Source organism: Streptomyces manipurensis (assembly GCF_049570255.1).
In the GTDB taxonomy this organism is placed as follows: domain Bacteria; phylum Actinomycetota; class Actinomycetes; order Streptomycetales; family Streptomycetaceae; genus Streptomyces; species Streptomyces manipurensis.
On the sequence record NZ_CP186950.1, the window covers coordinates 4,974,839 to 4,991,979 of the forward strand.

General features: G+C 73.4%; 15 protein-coding genes and 1 tRNA gene. 10 read left to right on the forward strand and 6 right to left on the reverse strand.

Annotated features, from left to right (window positions below):
* Positions 1-39: 39 nt before the first annotated feature.
* The gene (locus ACPU2J_RS23165) at positions 40-669 is read right to left on the reverse strand and encodes a hypothetical protein (RefSeq protein WP_420079609.1); all 630 of its coding nucleotides are present in this window, start codon (positions 667-669) and stop codon (positions 40-42) included.
* Between the two features lie 184 nt (positions 670-853).
* Here ACPU2J_RS23165 and ACPU2J_RS23170 point away from each other — a divergent pair, with 184 nt between their 5' ends.
* Positions 854-1,702, forward strand: coding sequence for a nuclease-related domain-containing protein (locus tag ACPU2J_RS23170; protein WP_423833926.1), 849 nt, complete (start codon positions 854-856; stop codon positions 1,700-1,702).
* A 161-nt stretch (positions 1,703-1,863) separates the two neighbouring features.
* On the opposite strand, the gene ACPU2J_RS23175 is transcribed toward ACPU2J_RS23170, so the two are convergent.
* Positions 1,864-3,030, reverse strand: a complete 1,167-nt coding sequence (locus tag ACPU2J_RS23175; protein ID WP_423833927.1) for a Ku protein — start codon at positions 3,028-3,030, stop codon at positions 1,864-1,866.
* A 31-nt stretch (positions 3,031-3,061) separates the two neighbouring features.
* Between ACPU2J_RS23175 and ligD the strand changes: the two genes are divergently transcribed.
* Together ligD and ACPU2J_RS23185 are read left to right on the forward strand one after the other, a co-directional pair.
* Positions 3,062-3,958, forward strand: coding sequence for a non-homologous end-joining DNA ligase (ligD, locus tag ACPU2J_RS23180; protein WP_361591472.1), 897 nt, complete (start codon positions 3,062-3,064; stop codon positions 3,956-3,958).
* Positions 3,958-4,839, forward strand: a complete 882-nt coding sequence (locus ACPU2J_RS23185) for an ATP-dependent DNA ligase (RefSeq protein WP_420082354.1) — start codon at positions 3,958-3,960, stop codon at positions 4,837-4,839. Before ligD ends, ACPU2J_RS23185 begins: the two co-directional genes overlap by 1 nt.
* A gap of 67 nt (positions 4,840-4,906) precedes the next feature.
* On the opposite strand, the gene ACPU2J_RS23190 is transcribed toward ACPU2J_RS23185, so the two are convergent.
* The 4 genes from ACPU2J_RS23190 to ACPU2J_RS23205 all read right to left on the reverse strand — a co-directional run bounded on the left by ACPU2J_RS23190 (position 4,907) and on the right by ACPU2J_RS23205 (position 7,508).
* A complete protein-coding gene (locus ACPU2J_RS23190) occupies positions 4,907-5,302 on the reverse strand; it encodes a DUF6479 family protein (protein WP_365488261.1) in 396 nt (131 codons plus the stop codon).
* A gap of 130 nt (positions 5,303-5,432) precedes the next feature.
* Positions 5,433-6,419, reverse strand: a complete 987-nt coding sequence (locus ACPU2J_RS23195) for an XdhC family protein (RefSeq protein ID WP_420079606.1) — start codon at positions 6,417-6,419, stop codon at positions 5,433-5,435.
* A 209-nt stretch (positions 6,420-6,628) separates the two neighbouring features.
* Positions 6,629-7,321: a hypothetical protein gene (locus ACPU2J_RS23200; protein WP_420079605.1), complete on the reverse strand. Its 693-nt coding sequence runs from the start codon at positions 7,319-7,321 to the stop codon at positions 6,629-6,631.
* 115 nt (positions 7,322-7,436) lie between these two features.
* Positions 7,437-7,508 (reverse strand) — tRNA-Arg (locus ACPU2J_RS23205).
* An 82-nt stretch (positions 7,509-7,590) separates the two neighbouring features.
* Between ACPU2J_RS23205 and ACPU2J_RS23210 the strand changes: the two genes are divergently transcribed.
* From ACPU2J_RS23210 to rho, 7 genes are all read left to right on the forward strand, one after another.
* Positions 7,591-8,088, forward strand: coding sequence for a response regulator (locus ACPU2J_RS23210; protein ID WP_420079587.1), 498 nt, complete (start codon positions 7,591-7,593; stop codon positions 8,086-8,088).
* A 206-nt stretch (positions 8,089-8,294) separates the two neighbouring features.
* Positions 8,295-9,311 carry an ArgS-related anticodon-binding protein NrtL gene (nrtL, locus tag ACPU2J_RS23215; RefSeq protein WP_423833928.1) on the forward strand — a complete coding sequence of 339 codons (1,017 nt, stop codon included), beginning with the start codon at positions 8,295-8,297 and terminating at the stop codon, positions 9,309-9,311.
* A 19-nt stretch (positions 9,312-9,330) separates the two neighbouring features.
* A complete protein-coding gene (gene lysA / locus ACPU2J_RS23220) occupies positions 9,331-10,722 on the forward strand; it encodes a diaminopimelate decarboxylase (protein WP_420079585.1) in 1,392 nt (463 codons plus the stop codon).
* 124 nt (positions 10,723-10,846) lie between these two features.
* Entirely contained in the window at positions 10,847-12,139 is a 1,293-nt protein-coding gene (locus ACPU2J_RS23225) for a homoserine dehydrogenase (RefSeq protein ID WP_420079584.1), read from the forward strand.
* 6 nt (positions 12,140-12,145) lie between these two features.
* Positions 12,146-13,216, forward strand: coding sequence for a threonine synthase (gene thrC / locus ACPU2J_RS23230; protein ID WP_423833929.1), 1,071 nt, complete (start codon positions 12,146-12,148; stop codon positions 13,214-13,216).
* A gap of 337 nt (positions 13,217-13,553) precedes the next feature.
* Positions 13,554-14,480, forward strand: a complete 927-nt coding sequence (gene thrB, locus ACPU2J_RS23235; RefSeq protein ID WP_365069564.1) for a homoserine kinase — start codon at positions 13,554-13,556, stop codon at positions 14,478-14,480.
* A 428-nt stretch (positions 14,481-14,908) separates the two neighbouring features.
* A complete protein-coding gene (gene rho, locus ACPU2J_RS23240; RefSeq protein WP_423833930.1) occupies positions 14,909-17,011 on the forward strand; it encodes a transcription termination factor Rho in 2,103 nt (700 codons plus the stop codon).
* Positions 17,012-17,141: the final 130 nt, after the last annotated feature.

Sequence of the window (17,141 nt, forward strand, 5' to 3'; positions counted from 1 at the left end):
AGGCGCCGCGGCGAGCCGGAACCGGTCGTGGCCGGCGGCTCAGCCGTCCGTGCGCCCCCGGCGCAGCATCGCGAAGCCGAGCCCGGCCGCACCGACGGCCGCGATCCCTCCGCCGGCGGCGAGCAGCAGCACGCCGTGGCCCGGGCCGTCGGCCAGCGTACTCAGTCGCCGCCCGCTCGCGGACGAGGCCTCCAGGGCGCGGGTGTCCCCGGTGGCCGCCCGCTGCGCGGCGGACACGGGCACGACGCGTCCGTCCCGGATCCCCGTCTTGTGGCCGGCGCCCGCGACGACGTGTCCGTCCTGTCCCGACGGCTCGCCCACCCACGAGGTGAGCCTGCCGGCCGGGTCCAGCGCGGCGTGCAGGCCGCCCGTACCGCCGAAGTCGGTCACCCCGTCACGGCTGTTCAGGACGGCGGCCCGGGTGCCGTCGGCGGAGAGGATCTCGGCCTGGTAGGCGCCCGCGGCCGTCCGGTAGACCTTCGCCGTGGAGACGCCGTCGGCGAGCGCGAGGCTCTTGAGCAGCGTCCGCTGCGGGCCCGCGGAGTGCGCGGCGGCGGCCGCCGGGACCCCCTCCGCCAGCGCGGCCGCGGCCGGCAGCGCCAGCAGGCTGCCGGCACACGCGGTCACGGCGGCGGCGCGGACGAGAGTGCGGCGGCGGACGCGGCTCACGGGAAGTCCTTCGGTACTGGTCGGGGCCCGGCGTCTCCGGGCGCCACCAACCTAGGGCTCCGCCGTTGCGGAGGAGCCCCGTTCGTGTAACAGCGGAGCCGCAACGACCCGTCGGAGTCGTTACACAACCGAGGGATTGCCGAGCGGCCCCCCGACTGCTCCCATGGACGCGGGGGTGAGGCGAATGCGCGGACTCAAGGTACTGCCGAGCGGCCGGCCCGGCCGCGGCCGGCTGTACGTCAACCTGCCCGACGGGCGGTCGGTCGCCTGGTACGACCGTCAGGCCAACCGGATCAGCGTCCTCGCGGACGACCACCGCGAAGCCGTCCTGGCCGCGCTGCGGCCCTACTTGAGCGGCGCCGTCACCATCGGCCCGCCCCCGGTGCCCACCGCCGCCGACCTGTGCCGCCTCGCGATGCCGCCCGACGCGGACCTGGCCCCGAACCGCCCGGGGGAGACCCTGCTGGGCGAGCTCGAACACGGCCCCGCGGGCACCCGGACCCGCCACCGGCTCCGCCAGGACCTCACCGCGCAGACCCGCATGGGCGACGCCTTCGACGCACTCGAACCGGACGGCTGGCGCACCCTGCACCACGTCCCGCTGCCCGGCCTCGGCCACCTCGACCACCTGCTCATCGGCCCCGCCGGGGTGTACTGCGTGCGTACGGTCCCCGGCCGGCGCCAGCGCGCCGCGGTCGGCGACCTCCTGCTCACGGTCGGCCGCACGCCACCGCGCCCGGACCCCCGCTGGATCCGGCGCGCGGCGGCCGGGGTCGGCCGCGCCCTGGAGGTCGCGGTCACCCCCGCCCTGGCCCTGGTCGACGCCTCCCGCCTCGAAGTCGCCCCGACCGTAAGGGACATCCGCGTCCTGCAGCACCCGACGGCGACCCCGGACCTGCTGGCGGCCCCGGCCGTCCTCGAACCACCGGACGTGGAAGCCCTGTTCGCGCTGGCCCGCGACACCAGAACCTGGCTCCCCGCCCCCCGCCGCCCCACCCCGCCCCGCCCGGGCCGCCACGCCGGAAGGCGCTGAGCGGAGCCCTGGAACGCCGTCCTGCCCGGGCCCGGCCCGGGCGGACCGGGACCGCGACGGACGCACCGCAGCAGGCTCCGGCGCGGTGGGCGGTCGAGGGCGGCGGCCGGGGGTCGCGCGGCGCGCCGGACCGCCCGTCCGCCCGCCGGCCCGTCACGTCGTCAGGCGGAGGTCTTCCTGCGCGGGGTCGCCGCCTTCGTCTTCTTGGCCGCCGCGGCCGGACTGTCCTTCGCCGTACGGGACTTCGAGGCCGTCGACTTGGTGGAGGCGGCCTTCTTGCCTGTCCCGGACCCCGCCCGGGCGGACGCGGCGCTGCCCGCCGTCTTCGTCGTCGACTTCGTGGCCCGCTTCGCAGGAGCCGATGCCGTCGCCGATGCCGTCTTCCTGGCCGAGGTGGCCGTGGACTTCTTGCCGCCCACCGCCTTCGGCGCCGCCGTGCCCTTGCGGCCCGCCGCGGGCCGACGGATCGGAGTCACCTCCGCGCCGCCGTCCCCGGCGTCGGCCCCACCGGTCCCACCGGCCCCGTCCGCCGGCTCGTCCTCCGCCTCGCCCCGGGACGCCTTCGCCGCCCGCACGCTCTTCTCCAGCGCCGCCATCAGGTCGATCACCTGGCCCCCGGCCGGCTCGCCCGCCGCCTCCACCGGCTCGAACGCGCCACCCGCCTTCGCCGCGATCATCGCCTCCACCGCATCGCGGTAGTCGTCGTGCAGCGAGGCCATCTCCACCTCGCCCAGCGTCGCCATCAGTGCGTCCGCCAGGTCGAGTTCGGCGTCCCGTACCGACACCTTCTCGTCCGGCGCCACCCCCTCCGGCGCCCGGATCTCGTCCGGCCAGAGCAGCCCGTGCATCGCGATCACGTCGTCGACGACCCGCAGCATGCCCAGCCGCTCCCGCCCCCGCAGCGCGTACTTGGCGATGGCGACCTTCCGGCTGCGCTTGAGCGCCTCCCGCAGCAGCGTGTACGGCTTGGCCGCCGTGGCCCCGTTCGCCGCCAGGTAGTACGCCGCGTCCATCTGCAGCGGATCGATCTCCTCCGCCGGTACGAACGACATGATCTCGATCGTCTTCGCGGTCGCCAGCGGCAGCTGCGCCAGGTCCTCGTCCGTGATCGGGATGACCGACCCGTCCGCCTCCTCGTACCCCTTGCCGATCTCGGCGCCCGACACCTCCTCGCCGTCCAGCTCGCACACCTTGCGGTAGCGGATCCGGCCGCCGTCGGCGAGGTGGATCTGACGGAAAGAGATCGAGTGGCTCTCGGTGGCGTTCACGAGTTTGATCGGAATGCTGACGAGGCCGAAGGAGATCGCTCCGTTCCAGATGGATCGCACGGTTCCTCCTGTTTCGTGGCAGTCTCATCGTATGACGCCGATCACATTGGTGGAGGGCCGTCGCATCGCGCTCAGCAACCTCGACAAGGTCCTCTACCCGGAGACCGGCTTCACGAAGGGCGAGGTGCTCCACTACTACGCCACCGTCGCGGAGCCCCTGCTCGCCCAGATCCACGACCGTGCGGTGTCCTTCCTGCGCTATCCGGACGGCCCCGAGGGCCAGCTGTTCTTCACCAAGAACCCGCCCCCCGGCACGCCCGACTGGGTGAGGACCACCCCCGTGCCCCGCTCCGAGGACCCCTCCGCCACCCAGGTGGTCGTCGCCGACCTGCCCACCCTCATGTGGTCCGCGAACCTCGTCGTCGAGTTCCACGTCCACCAGTGGCCCGCCGGCAGCCCCGCCGTCGCCGACCGGATGGTCCTCGACCTCGACCCCGGCCCGCCCGCCACGATCGTCGAGTGCTGCGCCGCCGCCCTCTGGCTGCGCGACCGGCTCGCCGCCGACGGCCTCGACGCCCACGCCAAGACCTCCGGCTCGAAGGGCCTGCACCTGGCCGTCCCCCTGGAGCCCACCCCCTCCGAACGGGTCTCCGCCTACGCCAAGCGGCTCGCCCAGGAGGCCGAGCGCGAACTCCCCGACCTGGTGGTCCACCGCATGGCCAAGGCCCTGCGCCCGGGCAAGGTCTTCGTCGACCACAGCCAGAACGCCGCCGCCAAGACCACCGCCGCCGCCTACACCCTGCGCGCCCGGCGGGCCCCGACCGTCTCCACGCCCGTCACCTGGGACGAGGTGGAGGCCTGCCGGACCCCCGCCGGCCTGGTGTTCCTCGCCGCGGACATCGCTCCCCGGCTGGACCGCCACGGAGACCTCTTCGCCGCCGCGGCCGACCCCGCACGGGCCCGCCCCCTCCCCGGTGCCGGGCCGTGATCCGCGTCGCGCTGGCCACCGCCGTACGCACCCTGCCGCAGGGGGCGGGCCTGGCGTACGAGCCGAAGTTCGACGGCCACCGCATGGTCGTCGTCCGCACCGCCTCCGACGTCACCCTCCAGGCCCGCTCCGGGCGGATCGTGACCAGCGCCTTCCCCGACCTGGCCGCGGCCGCGCTGCAACTGCCCGCCGGCACCGTCCTCGACGGCGAGGTCGTGGTCTGGCACGCCGGACGCACCGACTTCGCCCTGGTACAGCGGCGGGCGGCGGCCACCCCGGCGCGGGCCGCCGTACTCGCCCAGAGCCTGCCGGCCTCGTACGCCGCCTTCGACGTCCTGGAACTGGCCGGGCTCGACGTGCGCGCCCGCCCCTACGAACGCCGCCGGGCCCTCCTCGTCGACCTGCTGCTGCCGCTCGGCCCGCCCCTGCAGCCCGTACCGATGACCACCGACCCCGAACTCGCCGCCACCTGGTACGAGACCCTGCCCGCCAGCGGCATCGAGGGCCTCGTCATCAAACGCCTCGACCAGGCCTACCCGAGCGGCCGCCGCGGCTGGCGCAAACTGCGGCACACCGACGTCCGCGACGCGGCCGTCATCGGCTACACCGGCACCCCCCGCCGGCCGCTCGCCCTCGTCCTGGTCCTGCCCGTGGGGGACGAGACCCCGCTGGTGTCGAGCCCGCTCACGGCGGCGCTGCGCGCCGAGGTGGCCCAGGCCGTCGCCGAACGGCGGGCCACCCGGCCCGGAGCCACCGTGACCGCCATCGGCCTCGGCGAGGTCCCCTTCCGCACCCTCGACCCGCCGCTCACGGCCGAGGTCCGCCACGCCTCCGCCCGGCACCCGCCGCCCGAGGTGCTCCGACTGCGAACGGACCTCTGACCCGCGCGGGACGCGGGTCAGAGGTCCGAGGCCTGGGGGCCGGGGTCGGCGCCGGGTCAGGCGCCGGTCAGGCGTGGGCGCCGCGCCCGGCGTCCGGCGGAGCCCCTGGCTGCGGGTGCGGACCGGGTCCCTCGGGCTGCTTGTAGCCGGACTCGCGCTCCGCGCGGACCTCGTCCGGGTGGGCGGACGTCGTCGACCCGAAGTTCCCGTAGCCCTGCATCTCGTGCGGCCTCAGGCCGCCCTCGGGGATCTCCACCTGGTCCCGCTCCTCGCGGACCTCGTGCACCGCCCCGCCACTGGGCAGGTGCGGCTGCTCTTCGGCGGTGGGCGGCGGCGGCTCCTTGGCCCTGACCCGCTGGCCCAGCTTGAAGCCGCCCAGCAGCATGCCGGCCACGAGGATCCCCACCACGAGGAACCACACGATGTCGAGGGCGACCGCGTCCACGCTCAGGATCATGTCCATAGGGACATTTTCTCCCACGTCCTACCAAATCTCGCCTGCCGAGCACCCCGCCCACCCGCCCGCACGGGGCCGTGAAAGGCGCGCCGCTGCCGGGCGGAGGAAGGCGGGCGGGGCGGGGCGCGGGGGCGCCTCAGGGGTTGATCGGCCCAGCGCTGTCCCGCAGCGCACCGCCGGCCGTGCGGGTCCCGAGCACCCCCAGGATCTCGGCACAGATCGCCAGCGCCGTCTCCGCCGGGGTACGGGCGCCGAGGTCCAGCCCGATCGGCCCGTGCACCCGGGCCAGCTCGGCCTCGGAGACCCCGGCCGCCAGCAGCCCCTCCCGCCGCCGCGCCGTCGTACGCCGCGAGCCGAGCGCCCCGACGTACGGAACCCCGGCCGCCAGCGCCGCCCGCAGCGTCGGCACGTCGAAGTCCTCGTCGTGACTCAGCACGACCACGCACGCGGCGTCCCGCCGCGCCTCGATCGCCTTGCCCGCCTCCTCGGCCGCCTCGACCCGTACGGCCTCCCAGCCCAGCAGCAGCGCCTGCCGCTCGATGATCTCGGCCAGCTCACCGCCGCCCCCGATCACCACGTACGGGGCCGACGGGTACGCCTCGACCAGCACCAGCCCCGCCTCCCCGTACAGCGCGTCCCGCCCGGGCCGCCGCGTGGCCAGCAGCTCCCCGGCCCGCCGCGCCGCGTCGTCCTCCGCGCGCCCGGAAGCCCGTACGACCACACTGGACGCCCGGTCCGCAGCCTCGTTCAGCCGCGTCACCAACGCCACCCCGACGCCCTCGCCGAGCAGCTCCCACCACTCGGCGGGGATCTCCGCCAGCGGCTGCAGCAGCACCTCGGCCCGGCCACCGCAGGTCAGCTTCGCGGCCTCCGCCTCGGCCCGCCGCACCGACACCTCGCAGACCCGCGCCGTGGCCCCGGCGGGCACGGCACCCGCCTCCGCGACCAGCTCGGCGTCGAACACCCCCCGGTACAGCGCCCCCGCACACTCCCCGCGCGCGTCCACGAGCAGCGCACCGCCGGGATCCCGCGGGCCGAAGCCCTCCTCGGTCAGGGGCCGGGCGAGATACGCCGACCGCCCCTCGGCCACCCACCGCTTCGCCGTCTCCACCAGCTCACGCATCCGTGCCGCCCCATCCACTCCGAGCTCGTCCCCACAAAGCACCAGGCCGGCGGCGCTCTGCGGGCCTCGTCTACCACCTTAGGCAGCGCACTCTTCCCCGCCCATCCGCCGAACCCACAGACTCCCTGCCCCAGGCCTCGTACGGACGTGCAACACCTGGCAGACCGAACCACGCCGCCCGCATCCGAGGCCTCTCGGACGGGCGGGACTCACAGCGCCCGACGGGACGCGTCACCCCGCTCGGCAGCGAGTGTGTGCGCGAATGCGTCACGTTCGGAGTCGAGCGCGGAGAGCATCCGCGCGCGGGTCCGTTCGAAGTCGGGATCGACCTCGACGCCGAGGTCGTGGCGGAGCACGACCCTCAGGAGGTACACACCGTCCGACAGGGGACCGGAGAACCACCGCCGGTCCCGCTGGAACGCCGCGTCCGACCGCGGTCCGACGGGGAGCTGCTTCACCACCGAATACCCCACCCCGAGCGCCCTGTTGAGGGCCGATGCCACGTGCAGCACATCCTGAGCGAGTGTCATCTGCGCCTGGGAGTACTGCTCCGCCCAGGCCTCCTTGGCAGCCTCCAGCAGACCCGGATCCATGTCCTCGCCGCGCCCGGCAGCTTCCACGGCGTCACGGGCGGCGACCCGGTAGGCCCGTGCCGCGGTGTTCAACTGGGCATAGAGCTCCCGCTTCGCCTGCAAGGCCTGCTCGGAACGCTCCTCGCCCCGCTCACGGTCGGCACGCTGGTTCTGCTCCGCAGCCTGTGCGCGGGCGGCCCGCTCGCTCAGCACCGCCCCACCGAGCGTTCCACCCAACGCCCCTCCGACGCCGATGAGCGCGACGGCAAGAGTGGTCACATCCACGAGATCCCCCAGATCGTCGTTCGATTCACTGGAGCCATCCTCCAAGATCCCCTCACACCGACCCGACGCCCGCACAGCACGGCAGTTGGCTGCACATACGCGAAGACCCCGGCTTCAGCGTTGCCGCTGATGGCGGGGTCTTTGGGCACTTCCTGCGAAGTGCCCCCGGCAGGATTCGAACCTGCGCACACGGCTCCGGAGGCCGTTGCTCTATCCCCTGAGCTACGGGGGCGTGTCGTCCGTCGTGCGGCGACGGGTTGAACACTACCAGCTTCCGCGGGGTGATCAGGAACCGTTTTGCGGGGCGGAGGGGTGTGCGTCGTCCGCGCGGGGTGGAAGTGGCGAAAACCCGGACGCGGGGCCCCGGCTCGACCTACTCTCGAGTTGTGCCAGGCGTCTCTGGCCGGGTCCTCGTTGTCGACGACAACAAGGTCATCCGGCAGCTGATCAAGGTCAACCTCGAGCTGGAGGGCTTCGAGGTGGTGACCGCGAACGATGGTGCCGAGTGTCTGGACATCGTGCACCGGGTGCGCCCCGACGTGATCACGCTCGACGTGGTCATGCCGCGGCTCGACGGGTTCGGGACGGTCGCCCAGCTGCGTGCCGATCCGCAGACGCGGGACCTGCCCGTCGCGATCGTCAGTGCCTGTACGCAGCAGGAGGTCGAGAGCGGGAACGCCGCCGGGGTCGACGTCTTCCTCGCCAAGCCCTTCGAGCCCGCCGAGCTGGTGCGGGTCGTCCGCCGACTGGTCGAGCGCAAGGGCCGCCGCGACGGGAGGAGAGGGGCACCCGCCGGCAGAGGGCGCGGCTGACGTCCGTCGGCCCCCCGGCCCGTTCGGAGGCTTCTGTCACGCCGCCCCGCCGTCGTTCTCGCGAGGCTGTCGTCCCGGCTCGGCGTCGTTCTTGCGCGGCTTGTGGCGTGCCCCTCGGTCGTTCCCGTGGGGGCGTCGTCTCGGCCCGGTGTTCACATGGCGAAACCCTTCGCAGGATGACGGGGCGTCTCCCCTAGGCTGGTCCCGTGACCCCCGCCGACCTCTCGCCCTGCGTCGTACGTGCCGTGCGCCGCGCCGTCGCCGACGGGGAGCTGGGCGTCGGGACGGTGGTGCCCGAGCGGGTCGTCGTCGAGCGGACGCGGCCCGGCGGGGTGGGGGAGTACGCCACCCCCGCGGCCCTCGCCGTCGCGCGGAGTGCCGGACGCCCGCCCCGGGACGTGGCCGGTGTGCTCGCCCGCCGGCTCGGAGCCGAGCCGGGCATCGAGCGGGTGGAGGTCACCGGACCCGGGTTCCTGAACTTCGTGCTGCCCGCCCCCGCCGCCCCCGCGCTCGTCGCCCAGGTGATCGTCCTCGACATCGCGATCCGCGACGTGCGCGGCGGGGCCGCCTTCCTCCCCGACGACCTCGACGGCCCCGACGGTGCCGACGCCCCCGACGACGCAGGTACCGCCGCCGGGCTGCGCCAGCGCGTCGTGCGGCGGTGCGTGCAGCGGCTCGTGCGGGCGCAGGGCGGCAGTGAGCAGGACGTTCCCGCCGACCTGCCCGTCGCCCCGCTCGCCCGGCGGGACGCCGACGCCGTCCGCCGGTACGGGGCCGACGCCGCGTGCTGGGCCATGCTCGCCGTGCCCGCCCGCGAGACCCCCGCCTTCTCCGACGTGCTGCTGCACCAGGGCGAGGCCTCCGAGTTCTTCCGGGTGCGGTACGCGTACTCCCGCAGCCGCGCCCTCGTGCGCAACGCCGGGCAGCTGGGCTTCCACCCGGAGGCGGGCGAGGTCGACGACGCCCCCGCCCTGCTGCGCCTGCTCGCCGACCACCCGCTCGTCCTCGAGGCCGCCGCGCACCACCGGGCCCCCGAGCGGCTCGTCCGGTACCTCGTCGAGCTGGCCGACGCACTGCTCGACTTCCACCACCGCGTACTGCCCCGGGGGGACGAGAAACCCTCGGCCGCCCACCGTGCCCGGCTCGCCCTCGCCGAAGCCGCCGGGACGGTGCTGGCCGGCGGCCTGGCCCTGCTCGGCACGGACGCACCCGAACGCCTGTGAACCGCGAAGAGAGATACCGATGAGCCGTTCCGCGCACCCCGCCGGTCCCCGTCACGCCGACGTCCTGCCCGAGGGGCACTACTCCCCGCCCCCCGCCGACCTGAACGCGCTCGACGAGAAGGTCTGGGCCCGTACGGTCCGGCGCGGGGACGACGGGGTCGTCTCCGTCGGCGGTGTCGAAGTCACCAGGCTGGCCGAGGAGTTCGGCACCCCCGCCTACTTCCTCGACGAGGAGGACTTCCGGCAGCGCTGCCGGGCCTGGGCCACCGCCTTCGGCAAGGACGCCGACGTCTTCTACGCCGGCAAGGCGTTCCTCTCCAAGGCCGTCGTGAAGTGGCTCAAGGAAGAGGGGCTCAACGTGGACGTGTGCTCCGGCGGGGAGCTGTCGACCGCGCTCGCCGCGGGCATGCCCGCCGACCGGATCGCCTTCCACGGCAACAACAAGTCCGAGAGCGAGATCAGCCGGGCCGTCGAGGCGGGGGTGGGCCGGATCGTCCTCGACTCCTTCCAGGAGATCGCCCGCGTCGCGCACACCGCCCGCGAGCTGGGCGTACGCCAGCCCGTGCAGATCCGGGTGACGGTCGGCGTCGAGGCGCACACGCACGAGTTCATCGCCACCGCGCACGAGGACCAGAAGTTCGGCATCGCCGTCGCGGACGGGTCCGCCGCCGAGGCCGTGCGCCGCGCCCTCGGCCACGACTCGCTGGAGCTGCTGGGCGTCCACTCGCACATCGGCTCGCAGATCTTCGACATGGCCGGCTTCGAGGTCTCCGCCAAGCGCGTCGTGCGGCTGCTGGCCGCCGTCCGCGACGAGCACGGCGTGGAGCTGCCCGAGATCGACCTCGGCGGCGGCCTCGGCATCGCCTACACCTCGAACGACGACCCCCGCGAGCCCCACGAGATCGCCAAGGCGCTCACCGAGATCGTGGCCCGCGAGTGCGAGAGCGCGGGGCTGCGCGCCCCCCGGATCTCCGTCGAGCCGGGCCGCGCCATCGTCGGCCCGACCGCGTTCACGCTGTACGAGGTGGGGACGATCAAGCCGCTGGAGGGGCTGCGCACGTACGTGAGCGTGGACGGCGGGATGTCGGACAACATCCGTACGGCCCTCTACGACGCCGAGTACTCCATCGCGCTGGTGTCCCGCAGCTCCGACGCCGAGCCCATGCTCGTCCGCGTCGTCGGCAAGCACTGCGAGAGCGGGGACATCGTGGTGAAGGACGCGTTCCTGCCTGCCGACCTCGCGCCGGGCGACCTGCTCGCCGTGCCCGCGACCGGCGCGTACTGCCGCTCCATGGCCAGCAACTACAACCACGCGCTGAGGCCGCCCGTCGTGGCGGTGCGTGACGGGGAGGCCCGGGTGATCGTTCGCCGCGAGACGGAGGAAGATCTCCTGCGTCTCGACCTCGGATGATGAAATAGGCATCTCAGTCAATGGACCGAGGATGGAAACTGCTGTCCATTGAGTGAGACTGGTTCAGACCCCGCGCGCAATCCGCGCGCGGGGTATTGATGGAAGATCGAAAGGCGTAGGTCGAATGATGCGTACGCGTCCGCTGAAGGTGGCGCTGCTGGGCTGTGGAGTGGTCGGCTCAGAGGTGGCTCGCATCATGACGACGCACGCCGACGACCTCACGCAGAGGATCGGGGCGCCCGTCGAGCTCGCCGGCGTGGCCGTGCGCCGCCCCTCCAAGGTGCGCGAGGGCATCGACCCGGCCCTGGTCACCACCGACGCCACCGCCCTCCTCAAACGCGGTGACATCGACATCGCCATCGAGGTCATCGGCGGCATCGAGCCCGCCCGCTCCCTGATCACCACCGCCTTCGAGCACGGCATCTCGGTGGTCTCCGCGAACAAGGCGCTGCTGGCCCAGGACGGCGCCGCGCTGCACGCCGCCGCCGAGCAGGCCGGGCTGGACCTCTACTACGAGGCCGCCGTCGCCGGCGCCATCCCGCTGATCCGCCCGCTGCGCGAGTCCCTCGCCGGCGACAAGATCAACCGGGTGATGGGCATCGTCAACGGCACCACGAACTTCATCCTCGACAAGATGGACACGACGGGCGCCGGCTACCAGGAGGCGCTCGACGAGGCCACCGCGCTCGGGTACGCCGAGGCCGACCCGACCGCCGACGTCGAGGGCTACGACGCCGCCGCCAAGGCCGCGATCCTCACCGGCATCGCCTTCCACACCCGCGTCCGCCTGGACGACGTGTACCGCGAGGGCATGACCGAGGTCAGCGCCGCCGACTTCGCCTCCGCCAAGCGGATGGGCTGCACGATCAAGCTCCTCGCGATCCTGGAGCGCGCCGCGGACGGCGAGTCCGTCACCGCCCGCGTGCACCCGGCGATGATCCCGCTCAGCCACCCGCTCGCCTCCGTCCGCGAGGCGTACAACGCCGTCTTCGTCGAGGCGGAGGCCGCCGGACGGCTCATGTTCTACGGGCCCGGCGCGGGCGGCGCGCCGACCGCGTCCGCGGTCCTCGGCGACCTCGTCGCGGTCGCCCGCAACAAGCTCGCCGAGGCAACGGGGCCCGGCGAGTCGGCGTACACCCAGCTGCCGGTCAGCCCCATGGGGGACGTCGTCACCCGCTACCACATCAGCCTCGATGTGGCGGACAAGCCGGGCGTCCTCGCCCAGGTGGCGACGACCTTCGCGGAGCACGGTGTCTCGATCGACACCGTCCGCCAGCAGGGCAAGGACGGCGAGGCTTCCCTCGTCGTCGTCACCCACCGCGCGCCCGACGCCGCCCTCTCGGGGACCGTCGAGGCGCTGCGGAAGCTGGACACCGTGCGCGGTGTCGCCAGCATCATGCGTGTTGAAGGGGAGTAAGGACCCATGAGCAGCAATCGCACCCACCAGTGGCGCGGCATCATCGAGGAGTACCGCCACCGGCTGCCGGTGACGGACACGACTCCCGTGGTGACGCTCCGCGAGGGCGGCACTCCTCTCGTCCCCGCGCAGGTGCTGTCCGAGCGCACGGGCTGCGAGGTGCACCTGAAGGTCGAGGGGGCCAACCCCACCGGGTCCTTCAAGGACCGCGGCATGACCATGGCGATCACCCGGGCGAAGGAGGAGGGGGCGAAGGCGGTCATCTGCGCCTCCACCGGCAACACTTCGGCCTCCGCCGCCGCCTACGCGGTGCGCGCCGGGATGGTCTGCGCGGTGCTCGTGCCCCGCGGCAAGATCGCGCTGGGCAAGATGGGGCAGGCCCTCGTGCACGGCGCCAAGATCCTCCAGGTGGACGGCAACTTCGACGACTGCCTCGACCTGGCCCGCGCCCTCTCCGACAACTACCCGGTGGCTCTGGTCAATTCCGTCAACCCGGTGCGCATCGAGGGCCAGAAGACGGCCGCGTTCGAGATCGTGGACGCGCTCGGCGACGCCCCCGACGTGCACGTGCTTCCGGTGGGCAACGCGGGCAACATCACCGCGTACTGGAAGGGGTTCAAGGAGTACAAGGCCGACGGCTTGGCCTCCCGTACGCCCCGCGTGTGGGGTTTCCAGGCCTCCGGCTCCGCGCCGATCGTGCGCGGCGAGGTCGTCAAGGAGCCGCACACCGTCGCCACCGCGATCCGGATCGGCAACCCGGCCTCCTGGGACTACGCCCTGCAGGCGCGGGACGAGTCGGGTGGCTTCATCGATGAGGTGACGGACCGCCAGATCCTGGCTGCCTACCGACTGTTGGCCTCCCAGGAGGGTGTCTTCGTCGAGCCCGCCTCGGCCGCCTCCGTGGCCGGTCTGCTCAAGGCGGCCGAGCTCGGACTGGTCGACCCGGGCCAGCGGATCGTGTGCACCGTCACCGGCAACGGCCTGAAGGACCCCGACTGGGCGGTCGCCGGCGCTCCGCAGCCCGTCACCGTTCCGGTGGACGCCGAAGCCGCCGCAGTGCGGCTCGGACTGGTCTGACCGAGCGACCGAGTGAGCCGGGTTCCGGAGGGTTCCCGTACGCCTTCGAGGTATTCCCGAGGCGGGCGGCCGGCCCTCCGAAACCCGGCAACTCACCCCGTACGACGACAAAAGTGCGGCTGAACCGGTCGAAGTCGACGACACGCATCGTGCGCCTCCTGTGCGCCCTATGTCGCGAGAGAACCTTCCTTCGATACGCTGTACTTACATCCGCCACCGCGCATATGACTGCGGTGCTGCCCCGAGGGCCTTCGGGTGTCGTGCGTTCTCCAGTACATTCACAGCGAGCCAGCGAAGAGCGAAGTCCTCGCACAGTCACAAGGAGTGTCATCGGACGATGGCCGGTCCAGCGTTCCGCGCCGCCGCCGTACGGGTGCGCGTCCCCGCCAGCAGTGCCAACCTCGGCCCGGGCTTCGACGCCCTGGGCCTGGCCCTGGGGCTCTACGACGACGTTGTCGTCCGGGTGGCCGACTCCGGCCTGAACATCGACATCGCGGGCGAGGGTGCCGACACCCTCCCGCGGGACGAGAGCCACCTGCTCGTACGGTCCATGCGCACCGCCTTCGACCTGCTGGGCGGCCAGCCGCGCGGCCTGGAGGTCGTCTGCGCCAACCGCATCCCGCACGGCCGCGGCCTCGGCTCCTCCTCCGCCGCCATCTGCGCCGGCATCGTCGCCGCCCGCGCCGTCACCATAGGCGGCGAGGCGAAGCTCGACGACGCGGCGCTGCTGGAACTCGCCACCGAGATCGAGGGTCACCCCGACAACGTCGCCGCCTGCCTGCTGGGCGGGTTCACCCTGGCGTGGATGGACGGGGGCAGTGCCAAGGCGATCCGCATGGAGCCCGCCGAATCCATCGTTCCGGTGGTCTTCGTACCGTCCCGGCCCGTCCTCACCGAGACCGCGCGCGGCCTGCTGCCGCGCACCGTCCCGCACGTGGACGCGGCCGTCAACGCGGGCCGCGCGGGCCTGCTCGTGGAAGCCCTGACCAGGCGTCCCGAGCTCCTGCTGCCGGCCACCGAAGACCGGCTCCACCAGGAGTACCGGTCCCCGGCGATGCCCGAGAGCGTGGCACTCGTCAACCGACTGCGGGCGGACGGCGTTCCCGCGGTCATCTCCGGCGCGGGCCCCACGGTCCTCGCGCTGGTCGACAACGGCGCGGCCGACAAGGTCGCGCAGCTCGCGGGCGAGGGATGGGCCGCCAACCGGCTGACCCTCGACGCCGCGGGCGCGAGCGTGCTTCCGCTGGGAACCCAGGGCGGCTAGTCCTGCCGGTCGGCAGGACAGCCGGTCAGGGGCGGACGGCCGGGGCAGGGCGTCCGCGCGGAGGACCGCGATTGCCCGTGATTGAGAGGGGGAATATCTATTGGATCCGGTAGTGTTAGTCTCAAGTGCGCATCGGAAGCCGCCGTGGCTCGGTGCTCAGTGTCCCCATCCGGGACCACCTTTCTTCCGGGAGCCTCCCCGACTGCTCTGATTCACTTCCAGCAGTTTCGAGCACGCTCCGGAATCGGCGTGAATTTCCCACGCTTTCAGCTCGGGGGCTCTCGCCGGAACCCACGCACGTTTCTTTCCGCCGTATCTCTATCGGCGGACCACCGCCCCGGCACGGTCCACACCTAGGACCGCAGCCGGACAGCACAACCGGTCGCCGAGCCAGACAGGCCGACGTCCGCTCCAGGGAAGGACCCTTCGTGAGCGACACCACCGATCTGATGGGCGCTGCCGACACCTCTGTCGACGCCAGTGCCCCCGCCGCGGGCGCCGCACCCAAGCGTCGTCGCACCGGCACCGGCCTTGACGGCATGGTCCTGGCCGAGCTGCAGCAGGTCGCGTCGGGCCTCGGCATCAGGGGCACCGCGCGCATGCGCAAGAGCCAGCTGATCGAGGTCATCAAGGAGGCGCAGGGGGGCAGCGGTGCCCCCAAGGCCTCCGCCACCGCGGACACCGCAGAGGCCAAGCCGAAGCGCCGCGCCACCAGCAAGGCCCGTACGACCGCCGCCGACGCCGCTCCGGCGGAGGCCCCCGCGGCCCCCGCCGAGAAGCCCGCCGCGCAGACGCAGATCGAGATCCCGGGCCAGCCGGCCGGGGGCCCCTCCCGTTCGAGCGCGGCCGAGAGCGGGGGAGAGGACGCCCCGGCCGGCGAGCGCCGCCGCCGTCGCGCCACCGCCCCGTCCGGCAGCCCGGAGGGCTCGGCCGCCGGTTCCGTGCAGGTCGAGCAGAAGGCCGACACGGCCACCGCTCCCGCCGAGCCCAAGGCCGAGGCCGCCACCGCGGTCTCCGCGGGCCAGGCCCAGGGCACCGACGGCGAGGGCCGCAGCCGCCGTGACCGCCGTGAGCGCGGCGACCGCCAGCGCGACCGCCGTGACCGCGGCGCCAAGGCCGACGACCAGGGCCAGGGCGGCCAGGGCCAGGGCGCGCAGGGCGGCCAGGGCGGCGGCCGGCAGGACCGCGCCGACCGGCAGGACCGCGCCGACCGCCAGCAGCAGGGCGGCCGGGGCCAGGGCCAGGGCCAGCAGGGCCGCCAGGACAACGGTCCGCAGGACGACTTCGACGACGAGGGCGGCCGCCGTGGCCGCCGCGGCCGCTACCGCGACCGCCGTGGCCGTCGCGGCCGCGACGAGTTCGCGCCGAACGAGCCGCAGGTCGCCGACGACGACGTGCTGATCCCCGTCGCGGGCATCCTCGACATCCTGGACAACTACGCGTTCATCCGGACCTCGGGCTACCTGCCCGGCCCCAACGACGTGTACGTCTCCCTCGCCCAGGTCCGCAAGGCCGGCCTGCGCAAGGGCGACCACACCACCGGTGCCGTGCGCCAGCCCAAGGACGGCGAGCGCCGCGAGAAGTTCAACGCCCTCGTGCGCCTGGACTCCGTCAACGGCATGGCGCCCGAATCCGGCCGCGGCCGACCGGAGTTCCAGAAGCTGACGCCCCTGTACCCGCAGGACCGGCTGCGCCTGGAGACCGACCCGGGCGTGCTGACCACCCGCATCATCGACCTCGTGTCGCCGATCGGTAAGGGCCAGCGCGGCCTGATCGTGGCCCCGCCGAAGACCGGCAAGACCATGATCATGCAGGCGATCGCCAACGCGATCACCACGAACAACCCCGAGTGCCACCTGATGGTCGTCCTGGTCGACGAGCGTCCGGAAGAGGTCACCGACATGCAGCGGTCGGTCAAGGGCGAGGTCATCTCCTCGACCTTCGACCGTCCGGCCGAGGACCACACCACCGTCGCCGAGCTGGCCATCGAGCGCGCCAAGCGTCTCGTCGAGCTGGGTCACGACGTGGTCGTCCTGCTCGACTCCATCACCCGTCTGGGCCGCGCGTACAACCTCGCGGCGCCCGCCTCCGGCCGCATCCTGTCCGGTGGTGTCGACTCGACCGCGCTGTACCCGCCGAAGCGCTTCTTCGGTGCCGCGCGCAACATCGAGGACGGCGGCTCGCTGACCATCCTGGCCACCGCGCTGGTCGACACCGGCTCGCGCATGGACGAGGTGATCTTCGAGGAGTTCAAGGGCACCGGCAACATGGAGCTCAAGCTCGACCGGAAGCTCGCCGACAAGCGCATCTTCCCGGCCGTCGACGTCGACCCGTCGGGCACCCGCAAGGAGGAGATCCTCCTCAACGCGGAGGAGCTCGCCATCGTCTGGAAGCTGCGCCGGGTGCTGCACGCGCTCGACTCGCAGCAGGCGATCGAACTGCTCCTCGACAAGATGAAGCAGACCAAGTCGAACGCCGAGTTCCTGATGCAGATCGCGAAGACGACCCCGTCGGGCAAGAACGACGACTGACGTCCGCCCCGCGGTCCCGTCACAGCAGCCCCCGCCGCACCCGCGGCGGGGGCTGCCGCGCGTCGCGGCCCCTGCCCGGGCCCCGGGCCCGAGGGCGCGGCAGGAGCCCCGCGGGGAGCCTCGCGGGGCC